The following is an 18,537-nucleotide window of genomic DNA, read 5'->3' on the forward strand; positions in this document are numbered from 1 at the left end:
CCGCGACCAAAAAAGAAATCTTATGAGCACTGTTCCCGATTTACTAAAAGCCTATAAAAAACTCTGGATTAGCCTGGGCGTATTGTTTTTTCTTATCTTCGTGCTCAGCAGTATTCCGGCGACCTGGGGAGCCTGGGTGTTAACGCGAGGAACCGGATTAGCAATGAGCGGTGTGACTGGAAGTATATGGAATGGCAAGGCTAGTCTCGCCAGTGTCCAGCTCAGCGGGCAGGAACAGTCGCTCGGGCAATTGAGCTGGAAATTAAGTCCGTTTTCGTTACTTACACGTTGTGCGATGGTAACAACGAAATTACCGATGCAACAGTTTGATGGCGAAGTCTGCGCGGGTTCAAACGGAGATGTGCAAGTGCATGATGCTGATTTATCGGCACCCTCCTCACTGTTGCAAGCAAAAATTCCCGTGCCCATTCAAGGGCAGCTATCGGCGCACATCGACGAATTGCAATTGCGCGGCAACGTGTTGCTGAAACTCAAAGGCAACCTTACCTGGAACAGTGCGCGGGTGAATACCGGTGCAAACTGGTTAGATATCGGCAGCTATGCGGCGGAATTGAGTGATAACGGCAAGAATGGTATTTCGGCAAAATTTTTCCATTTAAGCGGCCCGGTGGAAACGAATTTGCAAATTGAATTGGCTGCACCCAGCGGTGGCCGTATCTCGGGGGAATTAGCGGCATCGCAAGCGTTTTTTGAGGCGGCTAATGCGAAAGATATCCTTGCCATGTTTGCACAGCTGGATCGTGTTGATCCGGAAAATAAACATCACTACCGCGTAGATCTGAATCTCTAAATTATGAAACAGGTTTTTATCGCGCTGGTTTTGTCGATATTGCCAATCTGTGTACAAGCAAAGTGGCATACCGACACCCAGAGTATTATGGGTACCAAAGTCAGTGTGATTTTGTGGCATGAAGATGATGCCAAAGCCGAGCAGGCAATCACCGCAGTGATGACAGAAATGCGTCGGATCGATGCGCATTTCAGTCCCTATATTGAGACCAGTGAGCTATACCGTTTAAACCAATTGGCACCCAAAGCGAATGCAGAAAATCCGCTGAAGATCTCCCCCGAATTAACGGCAATCCTCGATAAAGCTCTGTATTACAGCCGCCTGAGTGATGGCGCTTTTGATATTACTTTTGCCTCCCTCGCACGCTATTACGATTACCGCAAAAAATTAAAACCCAGTGAAAAACAGCGCGAAGAATTATTACCTTTAATTAATTACCGTTTCATTCACCTGGATGTAAAAGCTAACACCGTATGGTTTGAGCATCCGCAGGTGTATGTGGATCTCGGTGGAATTGCCAAGGGATATTCAGTTGACACATCACTGGCCGTGTTAAAAACATTTGGCATTGAACACGCGAATATTACAGCCGGTGGCGATAGCCGGGTTATTGGTGACCGTTTGGGGCGGCCATGGCTGGTAGGGATTAAAAATCCGCGCGCAGAATCGGTTGCAGTAACTCTGCCCCTGGAAAATGTTTCCCTCTCTACGTCAGGTGATTACGAGCGCTATTTCATTGATCAAGCAACGGGTGAGCGGGTCCACCACATCATTAATCCGCGCACCGGGAAATCTGCCCATGGGGTCACCAGCGTTACCATCCTTGGCCCGGCTGGTTTTGATACTGATCCCCTGTCCAAAGTGGTTTTTATTAAGGGGCCGGAACAGGGATTGGCGATTATTAATAGCCTACCCGGTTTTGATGCCGTGATTATCACTGAAAAAGGCAAGGTGCTTTACAGCAACGGCTTGATGCCCCCGCAGTAGGTTGTGTCGCCCATCGAATATTTATGCGCCATTTTCTGAACAAATTTTGTTAAAGTACACAGGCTTTTTCTTCCGTCATTTTTGACAATAACTTTCCCGCTTACTTTTAAATTGATGCTTCTTCTCTCAAGGAGTCGGTATGACACGTGTTACAGGAATTGTTTTAACCAGCTTGTTGCTTTGCGCCTGTGGTGGAGGCGGCGGTGGTTCGGGAGGTGGAGGCGGCATATCGACTGGCAAGTCTTCATCCAGCATTACCTCATCCGGTGTAAGTAGTTCGATAGATTCCGCTTGCGGAACCGGTGGAACTATTTTTGAAGAATGCCTAAATAAAGACTGGGGCGTAATGCAGGTATGGCAACAAAATTCCGTCACGGGCGAAGCGCAGACCTATCGCACGGAAACTAACCCGAGCAATGTGCAATGGAAGCTGGTGGATTCTCCCTCGGTTGGTCATTCCAAAGTATTGCAGGTGAGTTATCAAAACCAGCCTGATGTAGTAGCCCATTTCAATATTGCCAGCGACACACCACAGGATCGTAAAGAGTTCGCCAATGGAAAATTAAAGTTTGATCTGAATGTGCAGGATTTTGGCACTATCTATAACCAAAATACCGGTGAAGCGCTTTTTGAAATCATTGTTGAATGTGGTTGGCCTTGTACCTCCCATTCCTATTGGGTGCCGGTGAATTTCCTTAACCAGTGGCAAACCGTTGAACTGGATATCGCCGATATGGTTCGCGATGGCCTGGATTTAAGCCGGGTTGATTCACCCATACTGATTCGTCCATCGGCTCCAAATGGCCAACAATCCGGTGTGGTTTTCCAACTGGATAATATTAAGTGGGTTAAAGGCTCCGGTAATATTTCCCTGCCTAAAGACATCTATGCCGAACACTTTAATTCGCAGGATTCTGCAAACCAATGGAGCTTTGTTGCCTATGCGGGCGGTGTTACCAATGCTCATAAGTCCGTAAATCATGGATTAAATATTGTTGCCCTGTGGCAAACCAGTTTTGATCACTGGGCTATGGAAACAACGTTAACCAAAGCGATTAATATCAGAAATAAAACGGCCAGCATTCAAATTAGAGTGTCACCTGAGTTGGTAGGTGCCGGACATATATCATTTAGCCTGGCAGCCACTGATGGTAGCGGCATTATGCTTGATACAGGAACCGCCGATACAATCGACATGGAAGCGAACGAATGGTACGAGGTGGAAGTCGATCTGGGCGATAATTTTTCCGGCGGCTTCAACCCTGCCAATGTACGCAAGCTGAGCGTGCATTTTTACGCGAATGGCAAACCCCCATATTACGTCGGAGTGATTGCCATCGATACCATTCGTATCACCGAATAATACGTTTACCCTCCGTTTTTTACCTGCCCCATGGGCAGGTAAAAAGCAGTTGTCCCCCTCCAAAAACCATCTAAGCTTTGTTTTATCCGCCGCAGGATGACCGGCCTTGTCACTTTTGTGCAGGGCTTGATCACTGTCATCAAAAAATCACTCAAGCGCCAGATCAACTGTGCTCAAAGTCACATCCAAGATCCGGATTGGCTTCTAGAATGATTTGCTTAACGTGGCGATGAGTGCCAACCCAAACAGTGATGCCGTCCTGCGCGCTATATAAAAAAATTTGGAGAGAGACCATGACCCTACCCTTGCGCCACTGGTTGCGCCTGGCTGCACTGTTATCATTGTTTTGCCTTTCATTATTTTTGACATCCACCGCCCGGGCCCAGGAGCCGGAAGTAAAGGTGGAGTCATTGAAGGAGTCGGTGCTAACGCTCAATCGCGATCTGCTGATTCTGGAAGAAGAATTACTCTACCCTGCGAGCACCCAGGTCGCAGTGTATGTCTCGATGGATCTGGGAACTTTCTTTGCGCTGGATGCAATCAAGCTTGAAATTGATAATCAACTGGTCGCCAGCGAACTCTATACCGACAAACAAACCAATGCCCTGTTTCGCGGTGGTGTGCAGCGATTATATATTGGCAATTTAAAATCCGGTGAGCATGAAATCAGTGCATTTTTTACCGGCCGTGGTCCGCACAAAGATTACAAGCGCGGCGCAAAACTGATTATCAATAAAAACCAGGGCCCTATCGTATTGGAATTGCGCATTGTCGATTCCACAGCGCAATTGCAACCGGTTTTTGAAATCAAGCAATGGCAAATGTAATGCGCCCGTTGCTCTGGCTAGGGCGCACATCACTGTTACTGGCTCTCGCCGGTTTTGTTTGTTTTCCAGCAGCAAATGCTGCGGAAAAAATGAAAACATCAGTTGCTGATTTACGCTACGGTGTTGCACTTTATCACTATTACCAGCAGGACTATATTCCGGCATTATCAGAATTAATGGTGGCTGATACCCGCGATGGTATTCAAGGGCACAGTGATAATCCCGAATTAATCGCGGGCGGTATCAGCCTCGCGTTTGGTATGCAACACCACGCTGAAAGCGTGTTCACTACTATCTTGCAAGATCAGCGTCGCCCGCAATCGGTGCGCGATGCTGCCTGGTTTTATTTAGGTAAATTACATTATATCCGCGGCGATTTTTCAGCAGCGGAACAAAGCTTCGCGCGTGTCAGTGAAAGTTTTAAACCGGCCTTGCGTGCACAACTGCAAGCACTGCAATTTAATATTCGCATTCGCCAAAATAACTTTGCTGGCATTACGCCGGAAGACGTGGAAAAACTGCGCAGCTGGAATCCCTACGCGCTTTATAATCTTGGTGCAGCCCACGCGCGCGCCGGTAATTTTAAAAGTGCACAGGAATTTTTTGCCGAGCTTGCAGATATTAATATTTCCGATCTACCCAAACGACAAAAGGAGCAGTGGGCCTTACAGGATAAAGCCTACACCGCCCTGGGTTACTCTTATCTCGCCGAAAAAAAATACCGCGCAGCCATTCGTGAATTTACCAAGGTACGTTTGGAAGGTGCTTTCTCCAACCAGGCATTGTTAGGCTATGGCTGGGCCGCCGTTGCACAAGAAGAATACGATGTCGCATTGAAGCCCTGGCAAGTATTACGCCAGCGCAGTTTGATGCAGCCCGCTGTGCAAGAGTCGTTGCTCGCTATTCCCTATGCGTATGAAAAATTAAATGCACAGGGTGAGGCGGTTGCTGCCTACCAAACCGCAGAAGAATTACTCGCGCGTGAAATTCAATTGATTCGCGATATGCGTGCAACGCTGACACAAGGCGAATTGCTAACATTGGTTGGTAGTGATGCCGTCGCGCAGGGTGATGCCAATAAAATATTGCGCGGTGATGGAACCGCCGAGGGATCTCCAACGGCCGTTATTACTGATGACGGCCAAAATTGGCTAAAGCTTGATAACACCAGCGTCATTAAAACCCGCTCAACCTATTTGAAAGAATTGTTTGCCAAAACCCGTTTTCAAACATCTGTTCTGGATTTACGCGATCTGTTGCGTATGCAAAAACTCTTGCAACAATGGCAGCCGAAACTGGAAGCCTATTGCGAATTATTAATTGAAAAGCAAGCCAGCCGCAGTCGCCATGAACAACAGGCTGCGCAAAATGTGTTGGCCAATAAACAGCAATCCCTGATTGCACAGCGTGATCAACTCAGCGCACGCATAAATAACATTGCCAGAGATGGAAATTATATCGCGCTAGCCAATGAAGAAACGCGTGCGTTATATGCCCGTATAGAGCGCGGCGAAAACACCATCCGGCAAATGAAGGCAGCCGGGCAAGATATTGTTGATGTCGAAACTCGCTTGAAAATGTTTAAGGGGATTTTACTGTGGCGAGCCGCGCAAGATTTTCCAGTGCGTATCGCGGAGGAGCGTGCGCAATTAAAAACTATTGATGATGCGCTGGCTTCAATTGCCGACACTCGTAAACGTATCGATGAAGTCACGCTGACCAGCGTTGATATTCAACCTGCAATTGCACGGCTGGATGAGTTGCGCAAAGAGGTAGCTGGTAACCTGTTGCAAGCAGATGCAATGGTTGAGCAACAAAGTAAAATGCTGCGCGATCAAGTTGATGAACAATTAGCGGCGCATGAAAAACGTTTAAATAATTATCTGGCGCAAGCGCATCTGGCAGTGGCGCGTTTATATGATGCGGAGTTGAGGAAGCAACCGGAATGAAACACCTCAATAGCGCACTAAAAAAAATCAGCATATTGGCTCTGGCCATCGGCGTCAGTTGGCAATTAGCCGCATGTGGTAACTTGGGTATTGGCAATGATGGTCGTGGCAAAACCCTTGCGGACTTACCCGATGCAAAAATTCCCAATGCCAAGACACCAGTAGCGGTGCTGGATGTGGCGCGCATCGAGCAGAGCTACCAGCGCGCACTTGCTGTTGCACAAGAGCCGGCATTGCGCCAGCAAATTATGGTTCGGCTAGCGGATCTGGAAATGGCGCGTAGTGAGAAAGCACAGCTGGATGCAAAAGATACGCGCCGTCAGTACGATAAACCTATCGCCATGTATAACGAACTGTTGCAATTACAAAATAATAATGCAACACCAGCAAAAGGTATTCAGGCGGATCAATTGCGCTACAAGCTTGCCAAAGCAATGTCGCTGGATGGGCGCAATGAAGAAGCTGCCGTTATTCTGGATCAGCTCGCACAAAGCAATCCTGATTCGCCATTTATGGCTGAAACACAATTTCGCCGCGCGGAAAAATCCTTTGCTGATGGTGATTACGCAGCTGCAGAGCGCAACTATGACGCCGTGGTAAAAGGTAATAATCCAGAGTTGCAACAAAATGCGTTGTACATGAAAGGGTGGGCGCAATTTAAACGCGGTGATTATGAATTCGCGTTGAAATCTTTTTCCGGTGTGTTAGACCAATTAATTGGCCATGCCAATGGCCCCCAGGATGTCGATGCTGCATTAAATGATATTGGTCCATCAAAAGCCAATCTGGTAAAGGATACGTTGCGTGTAATGGGCTTGTCGTTGTCATATCTTGAAGGCGCTCAATCTATTAGTGATTTACAAGTTGAATTGGGTGGACGCCGTGCTTACGAATTTTTGTTGTATCAACAGTTGGGGCAGCTTTATCTGGACCAAAAGCGTTTTACTGACAGTGCGGCAACTTATCAGCACTTTGTAAAAAACAATCCAAATTCAGATTTTGCTCCCAGCTTTAGTATTAAGGTGATTGATGTTTACCAACAGGGCGATTTCCCCAGTTTAATTCTTCCCGCAAAACAGGATTTCGTTGAGCGTTATGGAATTAGCAGTCGCTATTGGACGGAACGAAAAGGTGCAATTGGTGATAATGCATTAGCGTACCTGCATCAATCTTTACAGGAGCTTGCGCAATATGAACACGCACAGGCGCAAAGTTTAAAACCGGCCAATAAAGTCGAAGCAACAGCAGCTTTCGGACGTGCAGCAAAATGGTATCGCGAGTTTGTACAAACGTTTGCCAAAGATGCGCAAGTGGCCGAGATGACTTTCCTGCTTGCTGAATCATTGAATGAGGCTGGCGATCTGGTGCCCGCCATGGAGGCTTATGAACAAGTTGCCTACGGATACCTTGATCAATTGCGTGGCGCAGATGCAGGCTACGCAGCGATTTTAATTCCCCAACAATTAATCCAGTCGGCGCGCAGCTTGCCAGATAATCGTTTGGACGAATGGAAAAATCGCAAAATCCAGAATGCATTAAATTTTGCAGATGTTTATAAAACTGATCCGCGTGCGGTAGTGGTATTGGCGGAAGCTGCGAATGATTTGTTACAGCAAAATCGCTACGTCGATGCAAAAAATATTGCCGAGCGTGTGATCGCCTGGCAACCACCGGCTGGAGGTTCGCTGTTATTTTCAAGCTGGCTGATTCTCGGCCACAGCCATTTTGAAACCAAAGAATATTCAGCTGCAGAACAAGCCTACATACATGTATTAAATTTATTGCCGGCTTATGGAAAAACCCCCGGTGCACCGACTGCGCCACAAGTGCGCGAGCGTATTGCGGCGAGTATTTATCGCCAGGCGGAATCCAGCCTTGAGTTTGGCGATAAAGATGCTGCGATTGCGCAATTGTTACGCATCCCCCAGGTAACACCGGATACGGAAATTGCCATCAAAGCCCAATATGATGCCGGTGTATATTTAATGGACCAGGAAAAATGGACCCAGGCAGAAAATGTTTACACCTCGTTCCGCAAAAAATATCCGCAGCATGCACTGGCTGCGACGCTCCCGGCAAAAATGGTGTTGATTTACCAGAACCAGAATAAGTGGCAACAAGCGGCGGATGAATTGGTCGTGATGGAACGTACGAGTACTGATCCGAATATAAAACGTCAATCGTTGTATATGGGCGCAGAACTGTATGAAAAATCTGGCAAAAGTGCGCAAGCAATTGAGCAATACCAGCGCTACGCAACACAATATCCGCGTCCGCTCGCTAATAATCTGGAAGCCCAATTTAAATTAACCGAATTATATAAAGCAGCAGGAGCGCGGGAAAAACGTAATTTCTGGCTGCAGAATATTGTAAATACACACAACCGGGCCGGTGCGGAAAAAACGGATCGCTCAACTTATTTGGCGGCTAGCGCGCAAACTGAAATTTCACAGGCCAGTTATGATGAGTTTTCCCATATTGCATTGACCCTGCCATTAAAAAACAGTTTGCAACGTAAACGCTCGGCGATGGAAAAAGCGATTAAAGCACAAGAGCAAATCCTTTCTTACGGGATAGCTGAATTTACGACTGAAGCCAGTTTCAAAATTGGTGAAGTGTATGCTCAATTAAGTCGCGACCTTATGGATTCGCAACGTCCCAATGATTTGGATGAGCTGGCGTTGGAGCAATACGAAATCCTGCTGGAGGAGCAAGCGTATCCATTTGAAGAAAAAGCAATTGAAATCCACCAGGCCAATGCCCAGCGTAGTTGGAAAGGCACTTACGATACCGGTGTAAAACGCAGCTTTGATGCGCTCGCGAAATTACTACCTGGCCGCTATAACAAGGCTGAAGTGCGTTTGGAGGTGAGCGATGAAATTCACTAAGCGCTCTTATTACCTATTGGTAGTTGCAATCACCCTCACCGGGTGTTCATCACTCGCACCCGAATTGCAAAAAACAGAAACTGCGCTCCCGACAGCGACTACCGTTGTTATGCCTGCCGGGGTTTCTATTTTGCCCGCAGGGCCGGTTACCCCGAATCCTTATCTGCAAAGTAAACCTGCGATTAGCAATGCAGTTGCGCAGCAATTTGCCAATGCCACGCGTGCTATGCGCAATAAACAATGGCAGCAGGCAGAAACGATATTGCAACAATTGGTTGCGCAAAATAACAAATTGTCCGGTGCCTATTTAAATCTGGGCCTGGTATACCGCGCACAAAAAGAAGACAAGCGTGCGGAGCAAGCTTTTAGTGATGCCATTAATGCCAATCACACCAACCTGGATGCCTACAACGAGTTGGCAATTTTGCAGCGCGAAAGTGGGCGATTTAGTGACGCAGAGAACAATTATAAAAAAGCGTTGAGCATTTGGCCCTTCCATGCCGAAAGTCATAAGAATATCGGCATACTTTATGATTTATATTTGGGCAAAAGTGCGGAAGCCCTCGCACATTTTGAAGCCTATCAACAAATCCGCGGCGACGGGGACAAACAAGTTGCCGGTTGGATTGCTGATTTACAGCGGCGGTTAGGCATTGCACCTAAACCGAAAGCTGCACCTGCGGAAACAACGAATAATGCAACAGCAGAAAATCCATCTGCCAATACCAGTGATGAAGAGGCAAGCGATGAGTAAATTAATTGCCAAAGTCTGTTGGTTAGTGTCGATTATTGTCAGTATGCCCGTGCTTGCACAGGCGCAGGCAAGTGAGGCAAATCCCGCTCCACCCGCGGCTGCAACATCGTCAGCGGATAACCAAAAAGCGCCGGCCGAAAACACTGGCGGACAAAAAACAATACGCGAAGCCAATATCAATTTGCGCACGACGGTAACGGGTAATCAGGAACAGCCACGGGTGATGTATATATTGCCCTGGCAATCACCCGCTAGCCCGGATTTGGAAATGGAAATGTTGAGCAGCCAGCAGGAATCTGTATTCGGTCATGTTGAGCGCGAAGAATTTACCCGCGAATTGGAAGCGACGGATGAGCTGGATGAATTTTAAATAACGCTGTTTGACGCAGCGTTATTGTTTGCATTTTTAAAATATACCAATTATGGGTTGAGGATTTTTTATGAGTATGACCGAGATCATTCGTTTCTTTCAGGATGGGGGCGTATTTATGTTCCCTATCGGCATTATTTTAATTGTCGGTATGGCGATTGTTATTGAACGGTTTATTTTTTTGGGCCACGCCAAAAAATCCAATCGTGATGCATTTGAGCGCATCCTTGCCCTGTTGCAAAAACGCGATTTTCAAGGCGCATTGAATTTAGGCAAAACATCTGATGCATCGGTTGCGCGTATTATCAGTGCCGGGTTATTGCGTATGTCGCAATCCGGTCGCCGTGAGGATATTGAATCGGCAATGGAAGAAGGTGTTATGGAGGCGGTGCCACGCCTGGAGCGTCGTACCGGCTACCTTGCTACCTTGGCTAACATTGCAACCTTATTGGGATTGCTCGGCACCATCCACGGTTTGAGTTCAGCATTTAGTGCTGTTGCCGCTGCAGATCCATCGGAAAAAGCCGCATTATTGTCGGCCAGTATTGCGGTAGCAATGAATGCAACTGCATTTGGTTTATTTACGGCAATTCCTTTGCTGTTGGCGCATTCGATGATTCAAAGTCGCACACTGGAAATTATTGATAGTTTGGAAATGGCCGGTGTGAAGTGCCTGAATCTGTTGACCAATGCGCAAGATGCACTGGCAAAACAGCGTGCAGAATCAGCGCATAAATAATAATACCGGTCCAGAGGTAAAACCAGATGCGCCGCTTAGCCAAACGAAAAGGTGAGGATGCTGATGTTGATGTAACATCATTCATCAACCTTGTAATAGTGCTGGTGCCGGTGTTGTTGATGGGAATGGTTCTTTCAAAAATTACTGTACTGGATTTGAAATTACCGGACCTTGCCGCCAACCCCGCAGCACCGCAAGAAGAACCGCCCGCGCAATTGGAATTAATTGTTCGTGCAGATTATTTTGATATTAATTATCCGGCCGGAATTCGTTTAAAGAAAATCGATAAAACTGCCACCGGCCAATATGATTACCCAAACCTGACGCTGCATTTGCAGGAAATCAAACGTCAGCTTGGTGAAAAAGGTATTGCCAAGCGCGATATTTATTTACTGGCAGAAAAAAATATCGATTACCAAACGTTAGTGCAAGTCATGGATACCGTTCGCTCTTATCGAACAGTCGTTGCAACATCAGTCGTGAATGCTGAATTATTTCCCGACGTCTCCCTTGGTGATGCCCCTCCTGTGGGTGAGCAGACCCAGGCGGTAACACCCGTTACGGGAGGGCAGCCATGAAAAAATCCCATCGTGCAAAACGGATGGAACAACATCGTGGCCGGTTGAATCTGGTTCCCAAACTTAATTTGGTGCCACTGATCGATTGTTTTGTGTTGTTGATTTTTTTCTTGCTCATCAACTATTCAACGGACGTGGAAATCCTGCAAACCGATAAAACCGTAAAGTTGCCATTGTCTATTTCTGAAACATTACCGGAGGAATCGCTGGTTGTTGTGGTCAATGCCAACGATATTATTTTAGCTGGCCAGCGAGTCGGTAGCATTCAGGAAATGATGGCGACTACCAATGGAAAATTTGAGCCGTTGGAAAATGAATTGAAATATCTCGCCAGTAAAGCGCCGCCGTTAAGCGAAGCGGAAAAAAAAGAAGGCCGGGCTATTACTATTTTAGGTGACCAGGCAATTCCCTACGAGCAATTGAAAAAAATCATGGCAACCTGTGTCGCGGCGGATTATCGCAATATTGCACTGGCAGTGATGCATAAAGAAGCTAGTAATACGCCAGCAGGGGGTTGAGATGAGTACATCTAGCATTTCAACCCTGCAATTGCCGTGGGCATTAGCGAAAGATGACGATCGTTTCAAAAAAATTCTGCTGGTGTTACTGGCCGTTTTTTTTGCACTTGCCATTCCAATAACCGTCGTAAAGTTGCCGGAGCTAACGCGCGCTGAGAAAGAGCAATTGCCGCCGCAACTGGCACGGGTGATGTTGGAGAAGCAAGAGCTACCCGTCCCGATTCCGGTTGAGCCCCCCAAAGTAGAAGAGCAAAAGCAGGAAGAAAAATTGCCGGAACCACCCACGGTGGATAAAAAAATTATTGAAAAACCGCCGGAAAAAACACCGGTAAAGCCAGCAGAGAAGCCTGTAACAGAACGCGCGCGCACACAGGGACAGGCAGTTGCTGAAGCGCGTGAGCGTGCAGCCAATAGCGGGGTGATGGAGTTTAAAGATGACCTGGCTGAAATGCGCGAGATGATGCAAACCTCTGCCGTGGAGACAGCAACAACAATGGCGACTAACAGCACTGGACCTGCCGCCCAGGTAGATAGGGCTATGATTACCAGCGGTGCCAAATCGGGCAGCGGCGGCATTAACACCGCCGCGATGAGCCGTGATACTGGTGGTGTTGCCTTGTCCGGACGTGAGAATACCAAAGTCAAAAGTGGTCTCGCGGAATCTATTAAAAAGGCCGGAACCGGACCAGGTACCGCTACAGCGGGAAATAGCGATGGTGCTGGTGGCGCAGCGCGTAGCGAAGAAGAAATCCGCAAGGTTATGGCGCAGCATAAAGGCGCGATTGATTTGATCTATAACCGCGCGCTGCGGCAAAACCCGGCGTTGCAAGGCAAGATGGTGGTAAAGCTGGTTATCGACCCGAATGGCCGTATTGTTGAGGCCAGCCTGGTTTCCAGCGAGTTGGGCGATAGCGCACTGGAAGGCAAAATTCTGCAGCGCATCAAACTGATTACGTTTCCTGCCTCCAATGTTGCACGGACCACGCTTAATCAAACTTTTGATTTCCTTCCACAATGACGTTATTGCCGTCTCCATTTATTTAAGGGGGCGGCATCATTTATTTACTCCCGGCGTTCCGGGTTAACAATCTGGCTGGAAAGGATATTTTTCTGATTTTTGTTGAAACCGGTTACATTTTTGGTAATAATGATTTTGCTAAGGCCTTTTTACTCATGGTTATTTGTTGGTAATCGGTTACAGATTGGATGTTTTGTAGTTTTTAATTTCTGTCGCTCCTGCCAGCAATGGTTAGTGATTAATTGTTAAGCCATAGCCCGCTGTTGTGTTTTTTTTACCCCGGCTTGCCGGGGTTTTTTATTTGCGCCCAAGTTAATCCTCCCGCAAAATGCCCTGCACTTCAGCCGCAATCAGCTCGATTTTTTTATTCATCTCGCCAGGGGCGGCGCTGCGAATTGGGAAACTTCTTATGTCACAAGCATTGCGTGCGGCCGCGAGCCGCCTTGAACGCTGGATTAAAAATGACGCCCTGCCACTTTGGCTGGAGCGTGGAATTGAACCTGCCACTAACGCTAATTACGAGCGGTTAACACCGGACGGTGTACCTGATCTCGAGTCCAGCACTCGCGTGCGGGTACAAGCGCGCCAGGCCTTTTTCTTTGCGGCTGCTTACCATCGCGGTTGGTGCGAGCAGGGGAAAACAGTAGCAAAAAATTTACTCGATTTTGTTCAGCGGGTTGCTTCCCATCCAACGGCAGGTGGTGGTTATACCCATTTATTAAACAAAGAATTTGTTGTTGTAGATACCAAACAGGATCTTTATGACCACGCTTTTTTTCTGTTGGCAAATGCCTGGTGTTATCGCGCGTTCAACGAGCAATCCTATTTGGATGAAGCGGATAAGTTAATCGCTCATCTGGATGCGCGTTTTGGTTCTATTGTCGGCGGCTGGATTGAAGGTGATTATGCGTATGCGTGCCGCCGCCAGAATCCGCATATGCATTTATTTGAAGCATTTCTCGCGCTTTATGATGCGACCGGGAATGCAAAATATCTCGCGCGTGTCGGTGAATTGTTTGCACTCTTCCAAACGCATTTTTTCGACGAAACCCACGGTGTGTTGTTTGAGTTTTTTGATGATAACTGGACCCGCTTACCTAATGCAAAAGGCGATACGGTAGAACCGGGCCATATGATGGAGTGGGTGTGGCTACTGGATTGGTATCATCGCCGCACTGGCCGTCCCGTAGCAAAATATACCAAAGCGCTATATGAGCGCGGATTAGCAATTGGTATGGATAAATCCGGTTTGTTGTTCGATGCGGTGTCTTACACTGGTGATGTGATCGATCACAATAAACGTTGCTGGGGCATTACGGAATTAATTAAAGCCAGCCTGGTGCAGATTCGTGAAGGCAACGTTGATGCTGAGGCAATCGCTGTAAAAGGCGTAGATGATTTATTTAAATATTATCTGTGTGCATCAACACCCGGCTCTTATGTGGACCAACGCGGTGGAAATGATGAAGTAGTTGTCGATGTGGCTCCGGCCAGTACACTGTATCATTTAATTGTTGCAGCGATGGAGTTACTTGACCATTTTGAGTTGGCTGCAAAGCAATAATTATGTATTAAAAGTGCATCATTCATTGGGTGATGCACTTTTAAATATAAAATCATTCCTGCTGTTTTAAAAAATCCCGCATTGCCTGTTTATTAAATCCTTATTTAAATGGATTTCGGCGTCAAAAAAATTCCTGCTTGTTTTGCTACCTTGCGATTTGATATTTGTCGTCTAGTATACAGGTTGTCTAAATAACAACAGTTAGTGATAACTTTTGATCTCTGCACAGCCCTCACTATTACCGGTTTCGTCGGGGTGGGAGCAATAATTATGTTAATTATTTTTCTTGCTTCCTTGACGGAATTTAATCGTCATTTTTTAACATTAATTTTTATTTTTAAAAAATTATTCAGTGGAAGTTTCGATAGGAAAGGAGTGGGATCGCGATAAATAACGGCCAAATTTATCACTCGAATGAGAGCGAAGCATGGAGCAGGGCCAATAATAGTTAACACAAGGACTTAATATGAAATTTAGATTAATTGCTACAGCTGCTATGGTTTTCGGTTTGGTTTCCGCTGCACATGCGGATACAAAAGTTGCAGAGTTTGGTGATCCTGTGTTGGGTAATTCCTGGGGTGGCTGCACTTTTACAAAGACTTACTCAACGGGTGGGGGCGGTTATTTATTCGATCAATATCAAATTTCATGCCCCACCGGAACTTACACCGTTGGTGTATATAAAAATACTTCCGGTAGTTGGCCTACTTGTACTTTCTATCCTGGCAGCCCCACCTATTATGCACAAGGTGATTGCTCAAATTGGCGTGTTTACCTGCGTCCATAATTTGCAATAAGCATTGCTTTAAAAAGCCGGTGGATTTATTCATCGGCTTTTTTATTTTTTGCCTGTCCGTATTTTGGTGAAGGTTATTTTTTCCCCGGTGCCGGGCCGGTGCTTTTACGGATAATAAATTCTGTTGGCAATACACATTCACGTTGACTTAATGGCTCACCTTCAATCACTTTCAATAACATGTCCATTGCCATTTTTCCCATTTCTTCCGCAGGTTGTGAAATGGTAGTGAGGCTTGGATCTGAATATTTTGCGTAGGCGATATCGTCAAAACCGGTCACGGAAATATCTTCCGGAATACGGATTCCCTGGTTTTTGAGGGTTTGCATGGCGCCAATCGCCATTTCATCGTTCATGGAAAAAATTGCCGTAGGGCGATTTTTCATATTGCAGAACTGGAAGGCGGCGTTAAGCCCGGACCACATGGTGAAATCCCCTTCGGCAATCAAATCTTTTTCAAATGGAATACCGGCTTCAGCGATCGCTTCTTTATAGCCCTCCAGTCGATCAATGGCATGGGGGTTATCTTTCAATCCAGAAATAACGCCAATGCGTTTGTGCCCCAATGAGATCAAATAATTCACCATGCTTTTGGCGGCGCCGCGGTTATCAATACGGATTGCAGGGCCGGTGGTGTATTCGCAGCCGCACGCATTTACGCAGGGAACGTCGGCGGGAATATTGTTCTGGCTTTTTTCCGAGCTGGGGCGCAGTTGCACTATGCCATCCGCAAGGCGGGTTTCCACACGGCGGATATATTCCAATTCCCGCTCGGGAGTGCCGCGGGTATCGCCTAGCAGCACTGCATAGCCTTTCTGGTGCGCGCGGTCTTCAAGTGCGCGGATAAACAAGGAGTAGAAGGGGTTGGCGATATCAGGCACCAGCACCACCACTGCGTAGGCACGCGCGGAGCGGAAGTTGCGGGCGAGCATATTGGGGCGGTAGCCAACTTCTGCGATGGCTTTATGCACCTTGTCCAGGCTCTCCGGAGACACCTTTTCAGGGTTGCTAAGTGCACGTGAAACGGTAGCAACAGAAACACCCGCCAGGCGGGCGACATCGCGAATATTGGACATAAAAAACAACCTATGGGGACCGGCAGCCTGCCAGTTGATTTTGAATTTATTGGAGATTTACTTATTTGCCGGAAAATTTACTACAGCGCACCAAAAGAGACTAGAAAAAAAACATGTAAACGGTTACATTAGCCGGACGTGGCGATGGTTATGGTCGGTTGTGCTATATCTTTGCTGGCTACACCGTCGTCGATTGCAGTTCCCCTGAGTCTCAGTTTTTTCCGGTAAATCCGGGAGTACAGCACGGATGTGCCGGACCAGATAAGAAAAGCGATCACAATCGACTTCATAAATTGGCGATCCACATAATAAATTGGTGTGTGTTCATGATTCTTCCCTTTCTCGATATTGCGATTGTCCTGCTATTTATTTGCTCGACAATTTTTGTTGGTTTTTGGGTTTCTTCCCGCGCATCCAAGGATATGAACAGTTATTTCCTGGGTGGCAATAAACTCAAGTGGTACATGCTGGGTTTATCCAATGCATCGGGTATGTTCGATATCAGCGGCACCATGTGGCTGGTGTATTTGCTATTCGTGTACGGCTTGTCGAGTATTTATATTCCCTGGTTGTGGCCCACTTTTAACCAGATTTTCCTGATGGTTTTCCTCGCGACCTGGCTGCGTCGTTCCGGGGTAATGACGGGGGCGGAATGGATTATTTTTCGTTTTGGCGATGACCGCGGCGCACGCTTGTCCAACATCATTGTGGTGGCATTTGCGCTGGTCGGTGTGATTGGTTTCCTCGCTTATGGATTTATCGGCATCGGAAAATTTGCGTCAGTATTTTTCCCGTGGAAACTTTCTGAAGATCCCCACATGAATGATGTGTATTACGGTTTGGTCATGACCATCATCACCACCTTTTACATTATTAAAGGCGGGATGTTCTCAGTAGTATTTACCGAAGTATTCCAGTTTATTGTGACCACGATTGCGAGTATCGGTGTTGGTATTGTTGCGATACACAGTGTATCACCCGAAATGATTGCCGCCGTTGTTCCGGCTGGCTGGGACAGTGTTGCGGTCAACTGGCATTTGAATGTGGACTGGGCCGGGCGACTGGATGCGGCTAATGAAAAAATTGCTGCTGACGGCTATTCGCTCTTTGCCATCTTTTTCATGTTGATGTTGTTCAAAGGTTTTTTATTAAGCCTTGCCGGCCCTGCTCCAAACTACGATATGCAACGCGTGCTGTCGACGCAATCGCCGCGCGATGCTGCGAAGATGAGTGGTTTTGTAACTGTTGTATTGATGTTCCCGCGTTATATGTTGATTGCCGGTCTAACCGTATTGGCGCTCGCTTTCTTCATGAATGATTTGCGTGCGATGGGTTCGAATGTCGACTTTGAACAAATTCTGCCGTTTGTATTGAAAAATTATATTCCCAGCGGTTTGCTCGGTTTATTAATTGCCGGTTTGCTTGCTGCATTTATGTCGAACTTTGCTGCAACCGTAAATGCCGCACCAGCGTATGTAGTAAATGATATTTACAAACGCTACATCAATCCCAACGCCGAACCCAAGCGTTACGTGTATATGAGTTACATCGTATCGTTGTTATTTATTGTGATTGGCGTGGCGCTCGGCTTTTTTATCCCGAGTGTGAATACCGTATTACAGTGGATTGTTAGTGGCCTCTACGGTGGTTACACCGCCTCTAACGTACTCAAGTGGTACTGGTGGCGATTCAATGCCTATGGTTATTTCTGGGGCATGTTAGTCGGTATTGTGTTGGCCTTGTCACTCGCTATACCGCAAGCAAATACTGCTGTGGCGCACGCATTGGGTGTATTCGGATTGCAGTTGGACAAAATTGATTTCATCTACGCATTCCCGTGGTTGTTGGTAATTTGTTTGATTACCTGTGTGGTGACGTCATTGGTTACGGCTCCATCGGATATGGACGTGCTGAAAAAATTCTATTTGAAAGTGCGCCCCTGGGGCTTCTGGGGGCCGGTGCATGAGCTGTGTTTGCAAGAGCATCCGGAATTAATAAAAAATACCCATTTCCTGCGCGATATGGTGAATGTGCTTGTAGGCATTGTGTGGCAAACCTCCCTGGTTGCGGCACCCATTTTCCTGGTGATCCAGCAGTTCGATAAATTCTTTATCGCTATGGGACTGGCTGCTATTTGCGCGCTGTTCCTGTGGAAAAACTGGTATCGCCATTTGCAGGATTATCCAGCGGATATTCCACCTGCCTTGCTCACCGGCACTAAAGACGAGCATTTGTTAGCAAAATCCTGATAACTATTTTTGATTGCGGTGTGGTTAAGTCCCCACCGCAAAAAAATAAT

16 protein-coding genes are annotated in these 18,537 nt (G+C 46.9%); 15 read left to right on the forward strand and 1 reads right to left on the reverse strand.

Annotation, left to right across the window (positions count from 1 at the left end):
• Positions 1-22: 22 nt before the first annotated feature.
• The 14 genes from A596_RS16590 (at position 23) to A596_RS22245 (ending at position 15,153) form a co-directional block, all read left to right on the forward strand.
• On the forward strand, positions 23-811 hold the full coding sequence (locus tag A596_RS16590; RefSeq protein ID WP_039916862.1) for a type II secretion system protein N: 789 nt from the start codon (positions 23-25) through the stop codon (positions 809-811).
• Positions 812-814: 3 nt separating this feature from the next.
• On the forward strand, positions 815-1,798 hold the full coding sequence (locus A596_RS16595) for an FAD:protein FMN transferase (protein ID WP_039916863.1): 984 nt from the start codon (positions 815-817) through the stop codon (positions 1,796-1,798).
• A gap of 139 nt (positions 1,799-1,937) precedes the next feature.
• Positions 1,938-3,161 carry a hypothetical protein gene (locus A596_RS16600; protein ID WP_039916864.1) on the forward strand — a complete coding sequence of 408 codons (1,224 nt, stop codon included), beginning with the start codon at positions 1,938-1,940 and terminating at the stop codon, positions 3,159-3,161.
• A 293-nt stretch (positions 3,162-3,454) separates the two neighbouring features.
• Positions 3,455-3,988, forward strand: coding sequence for a hypothetical protein (locus tag A596_RS16605; protein WP_052417609.1), 534 nt, complete (start codon positions 3,455-3,457; stop codon positions 3,986-3,988).
• Positions 3,988-5,937 carry a hypothetical protein gene (locus A596_RS16610; protein ID WP_039916865.1) on the forward strand — a complete coding sequence of 650 codons (1,950 nt, stop codon included), beginning with the start codon at positions 3,988-3,990 and terminating at the stop codon, positions 5,935-5,937. The genes A596_RS16605 and A596_RS16610 overlap by 1 nt, the downstream gene beginning before the upstream one ends.
• Positions 5,934-8,825 carry a tetratricopeptide repeat protein gene (locus A596_RS16615; protein ID WP_039916866.1) on the forward strand — a complete coding sequence of 964 codons (2,892 nt, stop codon included), beginning with the start codon at positions 5,934-5,936 and terminating at the stop codon, positions 8,823-8,825. Before A596_RS16610 ends, A596_RS16615 begins: the two co-directional genes overlap by 4 nt.
• Positions 8,812-9,579, forward strand: coding sequence for a tetratricopeptide repeat protein (locus A596_RS16620; RefSeq protein ID WP_084128502.1), 768 nt, complete (start codon positions 8,812-8,814; stop codon positions 9,577-9,579). The genes A596_RS16615 and A596_RS16620 overlap by 14 nt, the downstream gene beginning before the upstream one ends.
• Positions 9,572-9,949: a hypothetical protein gene (locus A596_RS16625; RefSeq protein WP_039916867.1), complete on the forward strand. Its 378-nt coding sequence runs from the start codon at positions 9,572-9,574 to the stop codon at positions 9,947-9,949. Before A596_RS16620 ends, A596_RS16625 begins: the two co-directional genes overlap by 8 nt.
• 76 nt (positions 9,950-10,025) lie before the next feature.
• On the forward strand, positions 10,026-10,688 hold the full coding sequence (locus A596_RS16630; RefSeq protein WP_200882956.1) for a MotA/TolQ/ExbB proton channel family protein: 663 nt from the start codon (positions 10,026-10,028) through the stop codon (positions 10,686-10,688).
• Between the two features lie 26 nt (positions 10,689-10,714).
• The gene (locus A596_RS16635; RefSeq protein ID WP_039916869.1) at positions 10,715-11,266 is read left to right on the forward strand and encodes an ExbD/TolR family protein; all 552 of its coding nucleotides are present in this window, start codon (positions 10,715-10,717) and stop codon (positions 11,264-11,266) included.
• Entirely contained in the window at positions 11,263-11,784 is a 522-nt protein-coding gene (locus tag A596_RS16640; protein ID WP_039916870.1) for an ExbD/TolR family protein, read from the forward strand. Before A596_RS16635 ends, A596_RS16640 begins: the two co-directional genes overlap by 4 nt.
• 1 nt (position 11,785) lies before the next feature.
• Positions 11,786-12,802: an AgmX/PglI C-terminal domain-containing protein gene (locus A596_RS16645; RefSeq protein WP_039916871.1), complete on the forward strand. Its 1,017-nt coding sequence runs from the start codon at positions 11,786-11,788 to the stop codon at positions 12,800-12,802.
• Between the two features lie 409 nt (positions 12,803-13,211).
• The gene (locus A596_RS16650) at positions 13,212-14,366 is read left to right on the forward strand and encodes an AGE family epimerase/isomerase (protein ID WP_039916872.1); all 1,155 of its coding nucleotides are present in this window, start codon (positions 13,212-13,214) and stop codon (positions 14,364-14,366) included.
• A 466-nt stretch (positions 14,367-14,832) separates the two neighbouring features.
• Entirely contained in the window at positions 14,833-15,153 is a 321-nt protein-coding gene (locus tag A596_RS22245; RefSeq protein ID WP_052417610.1) for a hypothetical protein, read from the forward strand.
• Between the two features lie 83 nt (positions 15,154-15,236).
• Here the strand turns inward: A596_RS22245 and A596_RS16660 are convergent, their stop codons facing one another.
• Positions 15,237-16,238, reverse strand: a complete 1,002-nt coding sequence (locus A596_RS16660) for a LacI family DNA-binding transcriptional regulator (protein ID WP_039916873.1) — start codon at positions 16,236-16,238, stop codon at positions 15,237-15,239.
• A gap of 326 nt (positions 16,239-16,564) precedes the next feature.
• Between A596_RS16660 and A596_RS16665 the strand changes: the two genes are divergently transcribed.
• The gene (locus A596_RS16665; RefSeq protein ID WP_039916874.1) at positions 16,565-18,487 is read left to right on the forward strand and encodes a sodium:solute symporter family protein; all 1,923 of its coding nucleotides are present in this window, start codon (positions 16,565-16,567) and stop codon (positions 18,485-18,487) included.
• Positions 18,488-18,537: the final 50 nt, after the last annotated feature.

The sequence above is a fragment of the Cellvibrio mixtus subsp. mixtus J3-8 genome, assembly GCF_000766945.1.
GTDB lineage: Bacteria > Pseudomonadota > Gammaproteobacteria > Pseudomonadales > Cellvibrionaceae > Cellvibrio > Cellvibrio mixtus_A.